We start from the raw sequence: 15256 nt of genomic DNA on the forward strand, positions 1-15256 counted from the left end.
GCTGTCCCGGATGTTACGGAAATGGACGGAATCCGTATAAGGTGGGGCACAGTCTCCGCCTGACCCTGGGCAGCGGACCACCCTGTTCAGCCTTCAAACAGCCTACCGATGCCACACACCAGCGCCCAGATCACGCGGAAAATGGTCACGACTGTATCCACGATAAACGCCACAACATCGCAGATACCCAGGACGAACTCACCGGTTTTCTTCAACAGGCGCCTGAGCAGGACACTGGCGCTCTGGAGCGCGCGGAGCACCGGGCCCGGGCGCCCAGGAACCTCTTGCGGGGGGGCCATTTTCATAGCTCCTCGTACGTGGTCAGGCCAACCCTGGTTGCCCGGGCCATTGGAACGCCGCGAAACTGGGACAGCGCCGGGGCCAAACACTGTCACGTCGCCAGCGCGTTTTTCTCCTGCTCTGTGGCCGCACCTGAATCGTCTTTGCCAATGGTGGGGTCGGCGTTGAGATCAGGCCTCATAGGCATGGCCGTGCAGTTCCGGAACATTCCGGAAGAAGGGGACGTTCCCCGCCTTCGGCGTTGTTGCAGTCCACTTCCCGGACATCCGTCTCTGTTGCTGCGCTGCTCTGCAACTCTGCGAGTTCCTCCGGTCGGAACAATTCCGTCCTGTGGTCCGACATTGTTCGGAACTCGTCTTGCGAAATATTTCGGAAGTCGTACCACGCAGAGCGTTCCTGTTCAGTTCGCCAGGACCCAGGATGATCGCCTGTCATTCTGGAGGGCTTGCCCAGCAAGGCGCGTTGATGCCCTCTGTGCCGCCCCAAGGCCGCTCATCACTATGACGCCGCCGCTGTGCCCGGACAGAGCACAGCGGCGGCCACCTGAGCTTTGCTTACGCCAGAATCTGCCGGGGCGCGGCTTCCTCGCCCTTCTCGAACTGAATGCCGTCCTGGCCCAGCACCACGCGCACTTCCTCGCCGTGGTTGTGCGCCAGTTCCAGCGCCAGCGGGTCCTCGATCTCCTCGCGCACCAGCGTGCGCAGCTGGCGGCTGCTGCCCACAGCGTGCTTCGGGCTGCGCGCCTTGAGTTTGCTCACCAGCCACGCGGCAATGGCCGGGTCAAAGGTCACGGTCAGTTCACGGCTGGCCAGTTCCTCGCGCATCTCGCCCATCAGCTGCTGGGCCACGCGCACCAGTTCTTCCTCGCCCAGCGACTTGAAGCGGATCACCTCGTCCAGGCGGTCCAGAAATTCGGGCGTAAAGATGTGGCGCAGCGGCGCATTGTTGTCGGGCGTGACGGGGCTGAAGCCCACGGTGGGATTGACGTTAAAGCCCGTGTTGCTGGTCATGATGATGATGGTGCGGCGGAAGTCCACGGTGCGGCCCAGGCCATCGGTCAGGCGGCCGTCGTCCAGCACCTGCAAGAAGGTGTTGTACACGTCCGGGTGCGCCTTTTCAATCTCGTCGAGCAGGATGACGCTGAACGGCTGACGGCGCACCGCTTCGGTCAGGCGGCCGCCCTGCTCAAAGCCCACGTAGCCGGGGGGCGAACCAATTAGCTTGCTCACCGAGTGGCTTTCCTGAAATTCGCTCATGTCCATGCGAATCAGGCTGCGCTCGCTGTTAAACAGGGTGCGCGAGAGCGCCTTGGCCAGGTGCGTTTTGCCCACGCCGCTGGGCCCCACGAACAGGAAGCTCGCGGCCACGCGGGTGCGGCCCCCCAGACCCACGCGGGCGCGGCGCAGGGCGCTGCTCAGGGCGCGGATGGCGTCGGGCTGGCCGTACACCTGCTCAGTCAGCTGCGTTTCCAGGTCGGCCAGTTGCGCGGCCGTTTCCTCAGAGTAGATCCCGCCCATGGAGTTGATAACGCTCTCGATGTCCTCGCGGGTGACAAACGGCTCGCCGTCCTCGGTTTCTGCGACCGGCAGGCCGATGCTCATGTTCAGCCGCACGCGGCTGGCGGCCTCGTCGATCAGGTCAATGGCCTTGTCGGGAAAATTGCGGCCCGGCAGGCTGCGCTCACCAATGCGCACAGCCAGCTCCAGCGCCTGCTCGGGAATCTGCACACCGTGGTGTTCCTCGTACTTGGGCTTCAGGCCGCGCAGAATCTGCAGCGTTTCGGCGGGACTGGGCTCCAGCACGATCACCGGCTGAAAGCGGCGCTCCAGCGCGGCGTCCTTCTCGATATAGCGGTGATATTCGCCCGTGGTGGTTGCGCCGATCACCTGAATTTCACCGCGACTCAGCGCGGGCTTCAGGATGTTCGCGGCGTCCAGCGTGCCCTCGGCGCCGCCCGCCCCCACCAGGGTGTGCAGCTCGTCAATAAAGGCCATGACCTTGGCGTTGCGCAGTTCCTCAATAATCTGGCGCAGACGTTCCTCAAACTCGCCCCGGTACTTGGTGCCCGCCACCACACCGCTCAGGTCCAGGCTAACCAGCCGCACGCCGTGGAGGTTGGGGGGCGTGCGCTTCTCGTGGATGGCCAGGGCCAGCCCTTCCACGATGGCGGTTTTGCCCACGCCGGGGTCGCCAATCAGGACCGGATTGTTCTTGGTGCGGCGGGTGAGAATCTGCGTCACGCGGCGAATTTCCTCGCTGCGGCCAATCACCGGGTCCAGCTTGCCCTCGCGCGCCCACTTGGTCAGGTCGCGGCCGTATTCATCCAGAAAGGGTGTGGCCACCGGCTTGGCGGGCTTGGCGCCGCTGCCCTCGCCCTGGGCCAGAATGCGCCAGCGAATGGTGTCCACGTCCTTGGTCAGTTCCTGCAGGATGCGGAAGGCCACGCCGTCGCCCTCGCGGATAATGCCCAGCAGGATGTGCTCGGTGCTGGTCACCTGCGCGCCCAGGGCGCGGGCTTCCGTGCTGGCCAGTTCCATCACGCGGCGGGCGCGCGGGGTAATGCTGGGCGCGTCGTTCAGGCGGTTGCCCTCGCCGCGCCCGATAATTTCCTCGACGCGGCGGCGCAGGCCGTCCAGCGAGGCGCCGAATTCGCCCAGGATGCTCGCGGCGGTGCCGCCCTCGCGCATCAGGCCCAGCAGAAGGTGTTCGGGACCCACCATGGCGTGGCCCAGGCGGTTCCCTTCTTCCCGGGCGTAATGAAACACGAGGCGGGCGCGGTCGTCGTATCTGTTCATGGGTAACCCCCAGAGCAAGCGCGAGGGCGCAAAAAAGGCGGGAAAAGGTGCGGTGGGTGCGGCAGCGCCCCGGACAGCTGAGGAGAACCACCCTGAGGGTAGACTATCGCCGCGCCGGCGTGTCAGGCAGGGGAAACCTTACGTTCTGTTTACATCTGTCTGCTCACACCTGCGACTGTAGCGCGCGGGGTGTGACGGACTTCTTTCGTGGCCCCAGCTGGCTGGGCGCCTGCGCTGACCGCTACCGTAAAGGCATGAGCGACGAATCCCCCCACGCGCGCGACATAATTTTCGGCAGCCAGCAGGCACGTATTCTGGCCCGGTTGCACGAACTGGACCCCGATCTGGCCCACGACATCCAGACCTACGCCTACGACACGGTGTATGACCGACCGGGGCTGGACCTGAAAACCAGAGAGCTGATCGCCTGCGCCCTCCTGGTGTCGCTGGGCAGCCCGCCCGAGCTGCGCACGCACCTGCGCGGGGCCCTGAACGCCGGCGCCACCGAGGCCGAGGTGCGCGGCGCCCTGATGACCTGCGTGCCGTATCTGGGCTTTCCCCGGGCGGTGGCGGGCTTCGAGGTGCTGCGTCAGCACCTGCAGGCGGCCGGGCAGGCCACACCAAAAGCCGGCCCCACACAAGGGGCCGGCCCGGAAGATAAGGTTTAGAACGTGGTCTTGACGCCGATGCGCGCCTTGAACACGGTGCCGGGGCGAACGAAGATGTTGCTGACGGTATTGTAGTCGCCCTGGCCGGGGTTGGTGGTGGTCGTGTTGCCCCGGTTGTCATTGGTGGTGATGCCCGACTGGAAGAAGGTGTCCACGCCCAGGTCACCCACCAGGCTCAGGCCGCCGGTCAGGGCGTAGCTGAGCATCACGCCCGCACCCAGACCAAAGGCGTTGCTGCTGTAGCTCGTGCGCTGCGAGCTGTCCCCGATGTCCGAACGGAACATGCCGTAACGGCCACCGGCGTACAGGGCCGCGCCCACCCCAGGAGCCAGCTCGCCCACGCTGTAGGTGCCGTCCAGCGAGGCCACGGTGTGGCTGCCGCTTTCGGTGTAGCCCAGGCCGCCCTGGCTGGTGGGCTTTTTCAGGTCCCCGTAGGTGGCCAGGGAGCCCGGCCCCAGGCCGGTGGGCGCGCTGTCGTTGATGGCGTCGGCGGCGCGGGTGTAGGCCACGCCTGCTTTCACGCCGATGGGGCCAACCACGTTGGGCGCATGCACGAAGAACTCGCCGCTCAGGCCGCCAGCGTAGCCGCCGGTCAGGCCAAGCTCGATGCCGTTCAGGGACTGGGCGCCAGCGGTGCCGGCAACGAGGGTCAGGAGGGTCGCGGGGAGAAGCATCTTCATGAGAAGTAGCCTCGGGGGTCAACATGAGAGGGAACCCTGAAGCAGTTGACGGAACATTAAGAACACGGTGAGCCTAAAGGTTGCCTCTGTATCTGACCAACGACCGGAGAACGGCGCTGCAGCGGTCAGACGCTTGGCCAACCCGGACGGTTCAGGGTTGAGGAGAAGCAGGCTGGTGTGACCGTCCACTCACAATGCTGCCTGAGGGGTATGAGGCCCTGGGACCGTCCCCCTCAGACACAGGTGTCTGCGCCGGGGGGACGCCTATAGCTGCGTTCTTTTCTGTCTTCGGGCACACTGGTCAGGGTTGGCCCGAACTGCTAAACTTGAACTGAGTCCAATTTGTCATGCTGGGCACGCCAGCATCTCACCTCAACCTTCTTCGGAGGCTGCATGAATATCCTGACCCTTGTTCGCCAAGTTCCTGACGCCGAAGCGCGCGTGAAGATCAACCAGCAGACCGTGGACCTGGACGGCACCACGCTGGTGGTGGACGGCATGGACGAATACGGCGTGGAAGAGGCGCTGCGTCTGCGCGAGAGTGGCGCGGGCGTGGAACAGATCATCGCGCTGGCCATTGGGCCCAAGCGCAACGAGGACGCCCTGCGCACAGCCCTGGCCATGGGTGTGGACCGCGCCATTCACGTGGAAACGGATGAGCACTTTGACGCCGTGACCCTGAGCAAGGTGGTGGCCCAGGTGGCCCAGAGCGAGAACGTGGGCCTGATCCTGGTGGGCGGCCAGGAAGCCGACTGGGACTCTCAGGCCCTGGGCGCCGCCAGCGCCGAGCGCCTGAGCTGGCCGCAGCTGACCTGGACCAACGAACTGAAGCTGGACGGCGACACCCTGACCGGCCGCCACGACGTGGACGACGGCAACGAGAGCTTCCGCGTGACGCTGCCCGCTGTGGTCACCACCCAGCAGGGGCTGAATGAGCCGCGTTACCCCACGCTGCCCAACATCATGAAGGCCAAGAAAAAGGAACTGCGCAAGGACGACGCAGCGGCCTACGGCCTGCAGGCGCGCGTGCGCACCGTGGGCGCCGAGATCCAGACCCGCGCCCGGCGTAACACCATGATTGACGGCAAGGACCCCCAGGCCGCCGCCGCCCAGCTGCTGGAACTGCTGCGCAGCGAAGCCAAGGTGCTGGCCTGAACAGGCCCGGGGCCCTGGCTTTCAACGCCCCGCCCTCCTTGACTTCTCGACCCTTTGACTCTTTGACGGAACCGGAGGTTCCCAGATGATCCTGATTGTTGCTGAACACACCGCCGGCAAGCTGGGCAAGGCCACCCTGGAAATGGTGAGCGCCGCCCGCGACTCGGGCCGCGAGGGCCCCATCACGGTGCTGGTGCTGGGCCAGAATGTCGCCAGCGTGGCCACCGAGGCCGCCGCCGTGGCCGACCAAGTGCTGGTCGCTGATCTGCCGGGGCTGGCCACCTACAACGCCGAAACCTGGGCCGCCGCTGCTGCCCAGATTGCGCAGGAAGGCGAGGCGCACACCATCATCATGGGCGGCAGCCGATCTGGCCGGGAATACGCGCCCCGCGTGGCCGTGAAACTGGACGCGCCCTACCTGGAAGACGTGACCAGCCTCAAGGGGAACGGCGCTGCCCTGCAGGGTCAGCGCTACACCTACCTGGCCCGCGTGACCGAAACCGTGGAGGCCGAGGGCCCCGTGGTGGTCGTGACGGTCAAGCCCGGTTCGTTTGCCGCTGCAGCCCCCGCCGGTGCGGCGGGCGAGCAGTACGACGTGGAGCTGAACCTGCCCGCCCCCCGCGTGGAGATCACCGGCAAGAGCGTGGAAAAGAGCAGCCGCGTGGCCCTGGCAGAAGCCGACCTGATCGTGACTGGCGGGCGCGGCGTGGGCAGCCCCGAGAACTTCACGAAGTACGTGGAGGGCCTGGCCGACGCCCTGGGCGCTGGCGTGGGCGCCACACGCGCCGTGGTGGACGCTGGCTGGCGCCCCTACGCCGAGCAGGTGGGCCAGACCGGCAAGACCGTGCAGCCCGGCGCCTACATTGCCCTGGGGGTCAGCGGCGCCGTGCAGCACCTCAGCGGCATGGGCAAGAGCAAGAACATCATCGCCATCAACAAGGACGCCGAGGCGCCCATTTTCAAGGTGGCCGACTACGGCATTGTGGGCGACATCAACGAGATCGTGCCCGCGCTGATCGAGGCCAGCAAGAAGTAAAGCGGGGTTTCCGTTGTGAGAGGTGGGCTGTGGGGAGAACCCGGCAGCCCACCTCCTCTTTTTTCACCGCCCCCGGCGCCCTGCCTCCGGTCTCCTCTGTCCTTTCACGCTGCGCTGCTCCATTGCCTTTCCTACAACCCGCAGCCCACCCCCCCACCCCCATTAAGCGAGTCTTGGCAAAGCTGCATGCCTGCCCGGCCCGCGCCTGACACTGGGGCATGAGCGACTCTTCCTCTCCCCCTGGGGTCATCGTGACCGGCGCGGCGCGGGGAATTGGCCGCGCCATTGCCGAGCTGTATGTGGAGCGCGGCTGGCGCGTGCTGAGCGTGGACCTGACGCCCTCGGCCCCCCTGCGCGGTGGGCGGCGGGTGAAGGCCGACATCAGCACGCCGGCCGGCCGGGAGCGCATTGTGCGCGCCGCGCGGGAACTGGGGCAGGTGAGTGTGCTGGTGAACAACGCCGCCTACCAGGGGGCCCCGGGCAGCGTGCTGGAGGTCAGCGAACGCGGCTGGGCGCGCACCCTGAACGTGAACCTGACTGCCCCGCTGCTGCTGACGCGCGCCGTGGCCGAACTGCTGCCGCGCGGCGGCGCCGTGGTGAACGTGGCCAGTGTGCAGGGCCTGTTTGCCGAGCAGAACAACGCGGCCTACAACGCCAGCAAGGGCGGCCTGATCAACCTGACGCGCGCCATGGCCCTGGACCTCGCGCCGCACGGCCTGCGGGTGAACGCAGTGGCCCCCGGCGCCATCAGCACCGAGGCCGTGCTGCAGAGCATTCAGGAAAGCCCCGACCCCGCCCAGACCCGCCGCGACTACGAGGACCTGCACGCCCTGCGCCGCCTGGGCACCCCGCGCGAGGTGGCCCAGACGGTGTATTTCCTGGGCAGCGACGAGGCCAGCTTTGTCACGGGCGCGGTGCTGACGGTGGACGGCGGCATGACAGCGAGTTTCATGATGGCGGGGCGGCCGGTGTGAAGGGGGCCATGGGCTCTGGGCCATGAGCCATGAGGAAGAACAGAGAAGAGAACACAGAGGGGGCAGGCGCCGTTGACGCCTGCCCCCTCTGTTCCCTCTGGCCCAGAGCCCATGGCTCATGGCTCATGGCTCATGGCTCATGGCCTCTTGCCTTACAGCCCCTTCGGCTCCCGTTTCCAGCTCAGCAGCGCAATGATCAGCGCGAACGCGATCATGCTCAGGACCGGGATGGTCAGCACCGTGTTCAGGGGCGAGCCCAGGCCCCACACCGGCCAGGGGGTGCCGCAGGACGCAGCGGGATTGATGGTGCAGGCCAGGGGGGCCCGCACCACACCCCACGTTTCCAGGTTCTGGTACAGGGCGATCAGCAGCCCAATCCCGGCCAGCGGCAGCACGTAGCGGCGCACCCGCAGGTCAGCGCCCAGCGCTGCCACGCCCAGAACAATGGCCAGCGGGTACATGAAAATGCGCTGGAACCAGCACAGGATGCAGGGATTGAACTGCCGCACCTCGCTGAAATACAGGCTGCCCAGGGTGGCCGCCAGGGACACCACCCAGGCCAGATACAAGCGGTTGTCAGGGGTCAGGCGCATCTCAGTTGCTGGCGGCGTCAATGGCGCGGCTGATGTCCTCGAAGGCGTAGCTGCCCACCTTGCCGTCGGCGGTCATCACCTGCTGGCCATTCACAAACACCGTGGGGGTGGCGTTCACCCGGGCGCTGCTGACCTGCTGCTCGTCGGCGTCCACGCGAGCGGCGGTGGCGTCGGTGTCCAGGCAGGTGGCGAACCTGGCGCCGTCCAGCCCTTCGACATTGGCAGCCAGATCCTTCAGGCGGGTCTTGGTGGCCCACACCTGGCCCTCGTCGCCCTGGGCGCGGAACATGATGGTCTTGAAGCTGGCAAAGGCGTCGTTGCCGCCCTGGTCATACACGCACTTGGCCGCCTGGGCCGCGAACTTGCTGTCGTCGCTGGGCAGGCCGCGCGTATCGGCCAGGAAGGGCCAGATCAGGCTGTACTGTTTGATTTTGCCGGTGTCCACGTACTTCTCTTTCAGCTGCGGGGCCACGGTTTCTTCAAAGGTCTTGCAGACCGGGCATTTGAAGTCTTCCACCACCACCACGTTCACGGGCGCGCTGTCCTGGCCAATGTAAGCCTGTCCGGCCAGATCAAAGTTGCCCCTGAGCGCGCCGCCAGCGGCAGGCTTGCCCTGCACCGCAAACACCGCCAGCGCTATCAGCACGGCGGCCACAAGGGTGCCCACGACAAGGAACGTGCGGTTCTGGTTGTTGCCCTGCAATCTGGTCATGGCGCGAGTCTACCGGTTGCCCCCGGCCCCCACGTGCCCACACTGCGCCGCCGCCTGGCGTACAGGCGGCGGCGCGGCCAGAGGCGGGGGCCTTTACCCAGGCAGGGGCACCGGGTGGCGGCGCCGCGCCCGCACCCGCAGCACCCAGTCCACCGTCTGCCGCACGGCGCTCACCAGCAGGCCCAGCCCCAGGGCCACCAGGGCCGTACGCTGAAACTCCACCCGCGCCGGCAGCGTCAGTTCGGGGTCCAGGCGGGTGCCCAGGCGCGCGGCCACCAGCAGGGTGCCGGCGAACAACACCCCCGCAAACGGCAGCACGAACAGCCCCCCCGAGTGCTTGAGCAGCAGCAGCCCCCCCAGTGCACCCCCCACCAGCGGCAGAATCACCGACCACTGTTCGGGCGGAGTGACCGGGCTGAGATAGCCCAGGGCGCCCAGGGCCAGCCCCCCGTAGCCGTACCAGCCGCCAAACTCATCGGCCACGATGGTCAGCAGCACCCAGGCGAACAGCCGGGTGGTCCACTCGCCCGGGGTCCACATGAAGTAAGCCAGCAACCCCAGCACCAGCACGCCGCCCAGCAAGTGAATCAGGGCGTGGGTGGTGCCGCGCGTGGGCCCCTGGGGCTGGGCGGGGGCCAGCTCAGGCGCGGTAGGGGCGGGCGCCGGAGTCCCAGTTTCCGGCGCGGGGCGGCCCAGGGACCGGCTGGCAGGGGGACCGGCGGCCGGGCGGCCCCCCGCCTCGGCGTGGGGGGTGGGGGCGTCGGTCTGGGGGTCGGGCGGAACGGTCATGCGCTTTCTTTCTTAGCACGAGTCTTGCGGGCTGGCGCAGCGGCCACCAGTTCGCCGTCCTCCTGTGCAGGCTGGGGGGCGGCCTTGCGGGAGCTGCGCTTGGCGGGCCTGGCCTCGGGCTCTGCGTCTGCCACGCGCGCGGCAGCGGGCTCAATGCCCGGCACCCGGCGCAGGTACTCGCCCGTGTGGCTGGTGGGGTGCGCGGCCATTTCCTCAGGGGTGCCCAGGGCAACAACCGTACCACCTCGCACGCCGCCTTCCGGCCCCAGGTCAATGATGTGGTCGGCGCACTTCATCACGTCAAGGTTGTGCTCGATGATGACCAGGGTGTTGCCGCCCTCCACCAGCCGCTGCAGGACTTCCATCAGCTTGCGCACGTCCTCGAAGTGCAGCCCCGTGGTGGGTTCATCGAGGATGTAGATGGTCTTGCCGGTGGCGCGCTTGCTCAGCTCGCTGGCCAGTTTGATGCGCTGCGCCTCACCGCCGGAGAGGGTGGTGCTGGGCTGCCCGATGCGCATGTAGCCCAGGCCCACGTCGCACAGCAGGCTCATCTTGCGCTCGATGGCCGGAATCGCCTCGAAGAACTTCTGGGCGTCCTCCACGGTCAGGTCCAGCACGTCGGCAATGGTCTTGTGGTTGTACTTCACTTCCAGCGTTTCGCGGTTGTAGCGCGCGCCCTTGCAGACCTCACACGGCACGTAGATGTCGGGCAGGAAGTTCATCTCGATCTTCATGACGCCGTCGCCCTTGCAGTGCTCGCAGCGCCCGCCCTTGACGTTGAAGGAGAAGCGCCCGGCCTGGTAACCCCGGCGCCGCGCTTCCGGCGTGCGGGTAAACAGGTCGCGGATTTCGGTGAACACGCCCGTGTAGGTGGCCGGGTTGGAGCGCGGCGTGCGGCCAATGGGGCTCTGGTCAATCTCGATGACCTTGTCCAGATGGTCCATGCCCTCAATGCGGTCATAACGGCCCGGCGTGGTCTTGGCGCCGTTCAGTTCGCGGGCCAGCGTGGCGTGCAGAATGTCATGAATCAGGGTGGACTTGCCGCTGCCCGACGGCCCGGTGACCACCGTCATGGTGCCCAGCGGAATGTCAATGTCCACGTTCTGCAGGTTGTGCTCGCGGGCGCCAAACACCTTCAGGCGCTTGCCGTTGCCCCGGCGGCGGCTCTGGGGCACCTCGATCTTCAGTTCGCCGCGCAGGTACTTGCCGGTCAGGCTGTGCTTGTTCTTCTTGACCTGCTCGGGCGTGCCCACCGCCACGACCTGGCCGCCGTGTACGCCCGCGCCCGGCCCCATGTCCACCAGATAGTCGGCTTCCATCATGGTGTCCTCGTCGTGCTCCACCACCAAGAGGGTGTTGCCCAGGTCGCGCAGGTTTTTCAGGGTGCCGATCAGGCGGCCGTTGTCCTTGGGGTGCAGGCCAATGCTGGGTTCGTCCAGCACGTATAGCACGCCGGTCAGGCCACTGCCGACCTGGGTGGCGAGGCGAATACGCTGGGCTTCACCGCCGCTGAGGGTATTGGCCGTGCGGTCCAGGCTCAGGTAGTCCAGGCCCACATCCACCAGAAACTTCAGGCGGGTGCGGATCGCCTTCAGGATGGGCGCGGCCACCGCCGAACCGAAGTCGTTCAGCTGGTACTCGTAGCGCAGCGGGCCGTGGGCCCTGGCCGTGCCGCCCAGGTGGCCTTTTAAGAAAGGGGCAATGGCGTCGTGGTTCAGCCCCTTGTCCTGCAGACCGGTAAAGAAGGCGTCGGCCTCCAGCACGCTCATGCCGCTGGCCTGCGAGATGTTGATGCCGCCCACGCGCACGGCCAGAATCTCGGGCTTGTAGCGGGTGCCGCCGCAGGTGGGGCAGGGCCGCAGTTCCATCAGTTCTTCGAGCTTCTCGCGCATGAATTCAGACTCGGTGTCGGCGTAGCGGCGCTCCAGGTTCGCCAGCACACCCTCGAACTCGGTCATGAAGCGCATGGTTTCCTTGCCCGCGCGGCGGTACACCACTTCAAACGGCGCGCCGGGGCCTTTCAGAATCGCCTCGTGAGCGGCTTTCGGCAGCTCCCGCCAGGGCACTTTCACGCTAAAGCCCATGTGCTCGGCCAGCGCCTGCAACTTGTCCCAGTAGTACACGCCGCCGCCCGTGCCCTTCTTGCTCCAGGGCAGAATGGCGCCCTCGGCAATAGACAGCTTCTCGTCAATCACGAGGTCGGGGCTGAACTCCCGCTTGCTGCCCAGGCCCGCGCAGTCGCCGCAGGCCCCGTAGGGCGAGTTAAAGGAGAACGAGCGGGGCTCCAGTTCTTCGAGCACGCTGCCGTGCTCCGGGCAGGCGAACTTCTCGGAGTACAGTTCCTCGTGGGCGCCGCCGTCCTCGCCCGCATCGGGTAACAGGACCCGCAACAGGCCCTCGCCGCGGCGCAGGCCCAGTTCCACGCTCTCAGCCACGCGGCTGCGGTCGGTCTCGCGCAGGGTCACGCGGTCAATGACCACGTCCACATCGTGCTTCTCGAACTTTTCCAGCTTCAGCTTCTCGGCTTCTTCCAGTTCGTACAGGGTGCCATCCACCCGCACGCGGGCAAAGCCTTCACGGCGCAGGTCGGCAAACAGCTTGCGGTACTCGCCTTTGCGGCCCCGCACCACGGGGGCCAGCAGAATGGCACGCTTGTCTCCAAAGCCGGCCAGCAACCGGTCCGTAATTTCGCTAGGGCTCTGTTTCTCAATCTTGCGGCCACAGATGGGGCAATAGGGGGTGCCCACGCGGGCATACAGCAGGCGCAGATAATCGTGAATCTCGGTGACGGTGCCCACCGTGGAGCGGGGGTTGTGGCTGGTGGTTTTCTGGTCAATGGAGATGGCCGGCGATAGGCCCGTGATGCTCTCCACATCCGGTTTTTCCATCAGGCCCAGGAACTGCCGGGCGTAGGCCGACAGGCTTTCCACGTAGCGGCGCTGGCCCTCGGCATAAATGGTGTCGAAGGCCAGGGTGCTTTTGCCACTGCCGGACACCCCGGTAATCACCACGAACTGGTCGCGCGGCAACTCCACGGTGATGTCCTTGAGGTTGTGTTCCTTGGCACCCTTCACAATCAGGTTGTTCTGCAAGGCCTTGTCTCCTTGAATTGTGCGGCCAGGACAGCATGGCGGGGCCGCTGTGAGTTCTGCTGCGTGCGTAAGGCATGGCCCCCGCTTCTGAAACGAGACAGTCTAGCAGGTCATGGCAGGAGGGAGATAGGGCAGGGTGAGAGGGCGGGAGAGAGGCGGGAAATGAACACGGTGGTCCCGGGAGGAACAGGTTTTTCCCCTTCCTTGAGGGGGAAGGCTGGAAGGGAGTGAGACGGACTGCCGTCTGTCACGCCCACACTTCGGAACAGAACCGGATGGCTCACGCCACGCCCGGAGGGACGTTTCTCTCCTGCTCGCACTGCGAAGCCGCTCTCCGAGTCTGCTCGAATTGAATCGTTGCGGCAAACGATTCAGTCGGAGTCCGGATGAGCGGGAAAGCCGCTCGGCTTCCCCCTCTGCTCCGCAGCTCTTCAAGCCACCCCAGCCCTCTGTACGGCGCAGCTCTCCGAGTCCCGCGAGGGCAGAGGGAGCAGGCAGGCCATCTTGAGAAACACAGCCACCTCTAAGTACGTTGCACCTCACGTTACGACTTTGCAGGAGAGCACCGCAAAGTCTCCACTCCCGGTGCAACGTCCTTTTTTCGAGACTCGCTCCGCTCGGTTGATCTAAAGATCAACAGCGAGCTACTTAAGTCGCAAAGAGCACTCACGGCTTCACTCGTCTGCTCTACGGCAGCGTCAGCACCCGTACGTTCCCATCCCTGGCGCTCAGGTAATTAAGCAGCTTGCCATTGGGACTCACGTTCCAGTCGCTCTGGCGCACCTGATCGCCCAGGTCGCCCAGGGTGGCCCAGGCGCCCGTCTGCACGGTGTATTGCCGCAGCACATGCGGGCCGCCAGTGGTGCTCAGCGGAATCAGCAGCAGGCGCCCTCCGTCCCGCCAGCGGTAGGAACCGTAGTCGTTCAGTTCTCGTGGGGTGCCGCCCCCCGTCGCCTGAACCCACAGGCCGTTGCGGGCCGCCGAATCGAAGGCGATGGTGTAGGCCACGAAGCGGCCGTCCGGGCTGACCGTTACGGCGCGCACACTCAGGGCCTGCCGCAGCACCCGGCGCGCGCCGCTGCGGATGTCCAGCGTGAATAGCTCACGGTCACGGGCCTGGGGGGTGGTTTTGCCGCTCATCAGCAGCGTGGTGTCATTCAGCCAGGCGCTCACACCGCCGCCATACACGGTGGCCACCTGCCGGGGCGCCCCAAACACGTCGGCCACGAACACCCGCGAGGCGCGGCGGTCAAAATTGCCGCTGGTGTCGCTTCGCGTATACGCCACGCGCGTTTCGGCCCGGTTCCAGGTCACGTCCGCCCCGCGCGTGGGCAGGGTGAACCGGCGGCCATCGGCCAGGCGTTCCAGGGTGGTGGCGTCGCCCCCCCCGGGCCGCACCGCCCACTTCAGGGCCGGCGAGAAGAAGGCCACGCTGGAAAAGCGCTGGGTCACCGGGCCGCCGCCCGCGCCCACCTGATAGATCGCGGTGCGCCCGCGCGTCGGGGGGCCGTCCAGAAACAGCAGGGCGCGTGAATCGGGGGTCCAGACCACCCCGGGGCAGCATTCGCCACTCAGGACCGCGCGGGAGGGCAGGGTGGCCGCCAGGGCTGGGGCCATCAGCAGGGCAGCCAGAGACAGGGCCCGCTTCACCGCGCCCCCCCAGGCGCGGGCGGCCAGGGATTGCGGAACTCGTTGAGCAGGGCGCCGCCCCGCAGGGCCGGAGGCTGGCTGTCCGGCGACTGCCACTTTCTGGGCTGGGTCAGGTCGTACTGATAGCCGCGCCCAAACGAGCCAGCCAGCGCCAGGGTGCTCCAGTCGGCGGCAATATAGGGCAGCGGGTTAAAAAAGCGCTGGTGCGAGCGGTCGCGCAGTTCCAGGTGCAGGTGCGGCGCGCTGACACAGGTGCCCTGCGAGTCGCCGCTCTCCCCCACCACCTGACCGCGCTTCACCTGTTGCCCCACGCGCAGCTTGGAGCGGACCCGCAGGTGCCCGTACAGGCTCGACAGGTTGCCCGCATGGTTGATCACGAGGTTGTGCGGCGGGCTGCCGTGGGGCCCGTCCACCTCGGCCACCACGCCGTCGCCAATGGCCAGCACGGGCGTGCCACACGGCGCACTGAAATCCAGCCCCGCATGAATGCCCTGCAGGTTGCCGTAGGTGCTGCGGCGCTGGCGGTAGGCCCCGGTGGTGTTGCCGTACCCCTGCCCCAGCAGCCAGGTATCGGGGCCCGGCGGCCCGCCGAACGGCAGGCCAAACTGCGCCCGGGGCGGGGCCACAGCGCTCAGGGGCAGGGGCGCGGCGTAATGGGCCAGGGCCACGCCCAGCAGGGCCAGGGGCAGCGCAATCAGGCGGCGGGGCAGCATAGCCGATGCTGCCGCGTTTGGGGGCTGCCGGACGTAGGCACGCGCACCATCTGCCAGCGCCCAGCCACCCCGGCACCTTGACCCAGTCTTGAGGCTTTG

General features: G+C 66.8%; 13 protein-coding genes. 4 read left to right on the plus strand and 9 right to left on the minus strand.

The window, feature by feature from the left end; translation table 11 throughout:
* Window positions 1-86 precede the first annotated feature (86 nt).
* Both C8263_RS18840 and C8263_RS04460 read right to left on the minus strand, forming a co-directional pair.
* The gene (locus tag C8263_RS18840) at window positions 87-299 is read right to left on the minus strand and encodes a hypothetical protein (RefSeq protein ID WP_146160590.1); all 213 of its coding nucleotides are present in this window, start codon (window positions 297-299) and stop codon (window positions 87-89) included.
* A gap of 555 nt (window positions 300-854) precedes the next feature.
* A complete protein-coding gene (locus C8263_RS04460) occupies window positions 855-3095 on the minus strand; it encodes an ATP-dependent Clp protease ATP-binding subunit (protein ID WP_107136906.1) in 2241 nt (746 codons plus the stop codon).
* A 254-nt stretch (window positions 3096-3349) separates the two neighbouring features.
* Here C8263_RS04460 and C8263_RS04465 point away from each other — a divergent pair, with 254 nt between their 5' ends.
* On the plus strand, window positions 3350-3763 hold the full coding sequence (locus C8263_RS04465; RefSeq protein WP_107137032.1) for a carboxymuconolactone decarboxylase family protein: 414 nt from the start codon (window positions 3350-3352) through the stop codon (window positions 3761-3763).
* Here the strand turns inward: C8263_RS04465 and C8263_RS04470 are convergent.
* Window positions 3760-4443 (minus strand): alpha/beta hydrolase family protein, encoded by a 684-nt coding sequence (locus C8263_RS04470; protein WP_107136907.1) that lies wholly within the window; start codon window positions 4441-4443, stop codon window positions 3760-3762. The genes C8263_RS04465 and C8263_RS04470 overlap by 4 nt on opposite strands.
* A 393-nt stretch (window positions 4444-4836) precedes the next feature.
* Here C8263_RS04470 and C8263_RS04475 point away from each other — a divergent pair, with 393 nt between their 5' ends.
* From C8263_RS04475 to C8263_RS04485, 3 genes are all read left to right on the plus strand, one after another.
* Window positions 4837-5598 (plus strand): electron transfer flavoprotein subunit beta/FixA family protein, encoded by a 762-nt coding sequence (locus tag C8263_RS04475; RefSeq protein ID WP_107136908.1) that lies wholly within the window; start codon window positions 4837-4839, stop codon window positions 5596-5598.
* Window positions 5599-5683: 85 nt separating this feature from the next.
* Window positions 5684-6634 (plus strand): electron transfer flavoprotein subunit alpha/FixB family protein, encoded by a 951-nt coding sequence (locus C8263_RS04480; protein WP_107136909.1) that lies wholly within the window; start codon window positions 5684-5686, stop codon window positions 6632-6634.
* A gap of 218 nt (window positions 6635-6852) precedes the next feature.
* A complete protein-coding gene (locus C8263_RS04485; protein ID WP_107136910.1) occupies window positions 6853-7608 on the plus strand; it encodes an SDR family NAD(P)-dependent oxidoreductase in 756 nt (251 codons plus the stop codon).
* Window positions 7609-7760: 152 nt separating this feature from the next.
* Here the strand turns inward: C8263_RS04485 and C8263_RS04490 are convergent, their stop codons facing one another.
* The 6 genes from C8263_RS04490 to C8263_RS04515 form a co-directional block, all read right to left on the minus strand.
* Window positions 7761-8195 (minus strand): disulfide bond formation protein B, encoded by a 435-nt coding sequence (locus C8263_RS04490; RefSeq protein ID WP_107137033.1) that lies wholly within the window; start codon window positions 8193-8195, stop codon window positions 7761-7763.
* 7 nt (window positions 8196-8202) lie between these two features.
* On the minus strand, window positions 8203-8913 hold the full coding sequence (locus C8263_RS04495; RefSeq protein ID WP_107136911.1) for a DsbA family protein: 711 nt from the start codon (window positions 8911-8913) through the stop codon (window positions 8203-8205).
* A gap of 93 nt (window positions 8914-9006) precedes the next feature.
* A complete protein-coding gene (locus C8263_RS04500; protein WP_107136912.1) occupies window positions 9007-9702 on the minus strand; it encodes a hypothetical protein in 696 nt (231 codons plus the stop codon).
* Window positions 9699-12794 carry an excinuclease ABC subunit UvrA gene (uvrA, locus tag C8263_RS04505; RefSeq protein WP_107136913.1) on the minus strand — a complete coding sequence of 1032 codons (3096 nt, stop codon included), beginning with the start codon at window positions 12792-12794 and terminating at the stop codon, window positions 9699-9701. The genes C8263_RS04500 and uvrA overlap by 4 nt, the downstream gene beginning before the upstream one ends.
* Before the next feature lie 687 nt (window positions 12795-13481).
* Entirely contained in the window at window positions 13482-14444 is a 963-nt protein-coding gene (locus tag C8263_RS04510) for a TolB family protein (protein ID WP_233218642.1), read from the minus strand.
* The gene (locus C8263_RS04515; protein WP_107136914.1) at window positions 14441-15157 is read right to left on the minus strand and encodes a M23 family metallopeptidase; all 717 of its coding nucleotides are present in this window, start codon (window positions 15155-15157) and stop codon (window positions 14441-14443) included. Before C8263_RS04515 ends, C8263_RS04510 begins: the two co-directional genes overlap by 4 nt.
* Between the last annotated feature and the right edge of the window lie 99 nt (window positions 15158-15256).

The sequence above is a fragment of the Deinococcus arcticus genome, assembly GCF_003028415.1.
In the GTDB taxonomy this organism is placed as follows: Bacteria; Deinococcota; Deinococci; order Deinococcales; family Deinococcaceae; genus Deinococcus; species Deinococcus arcticus.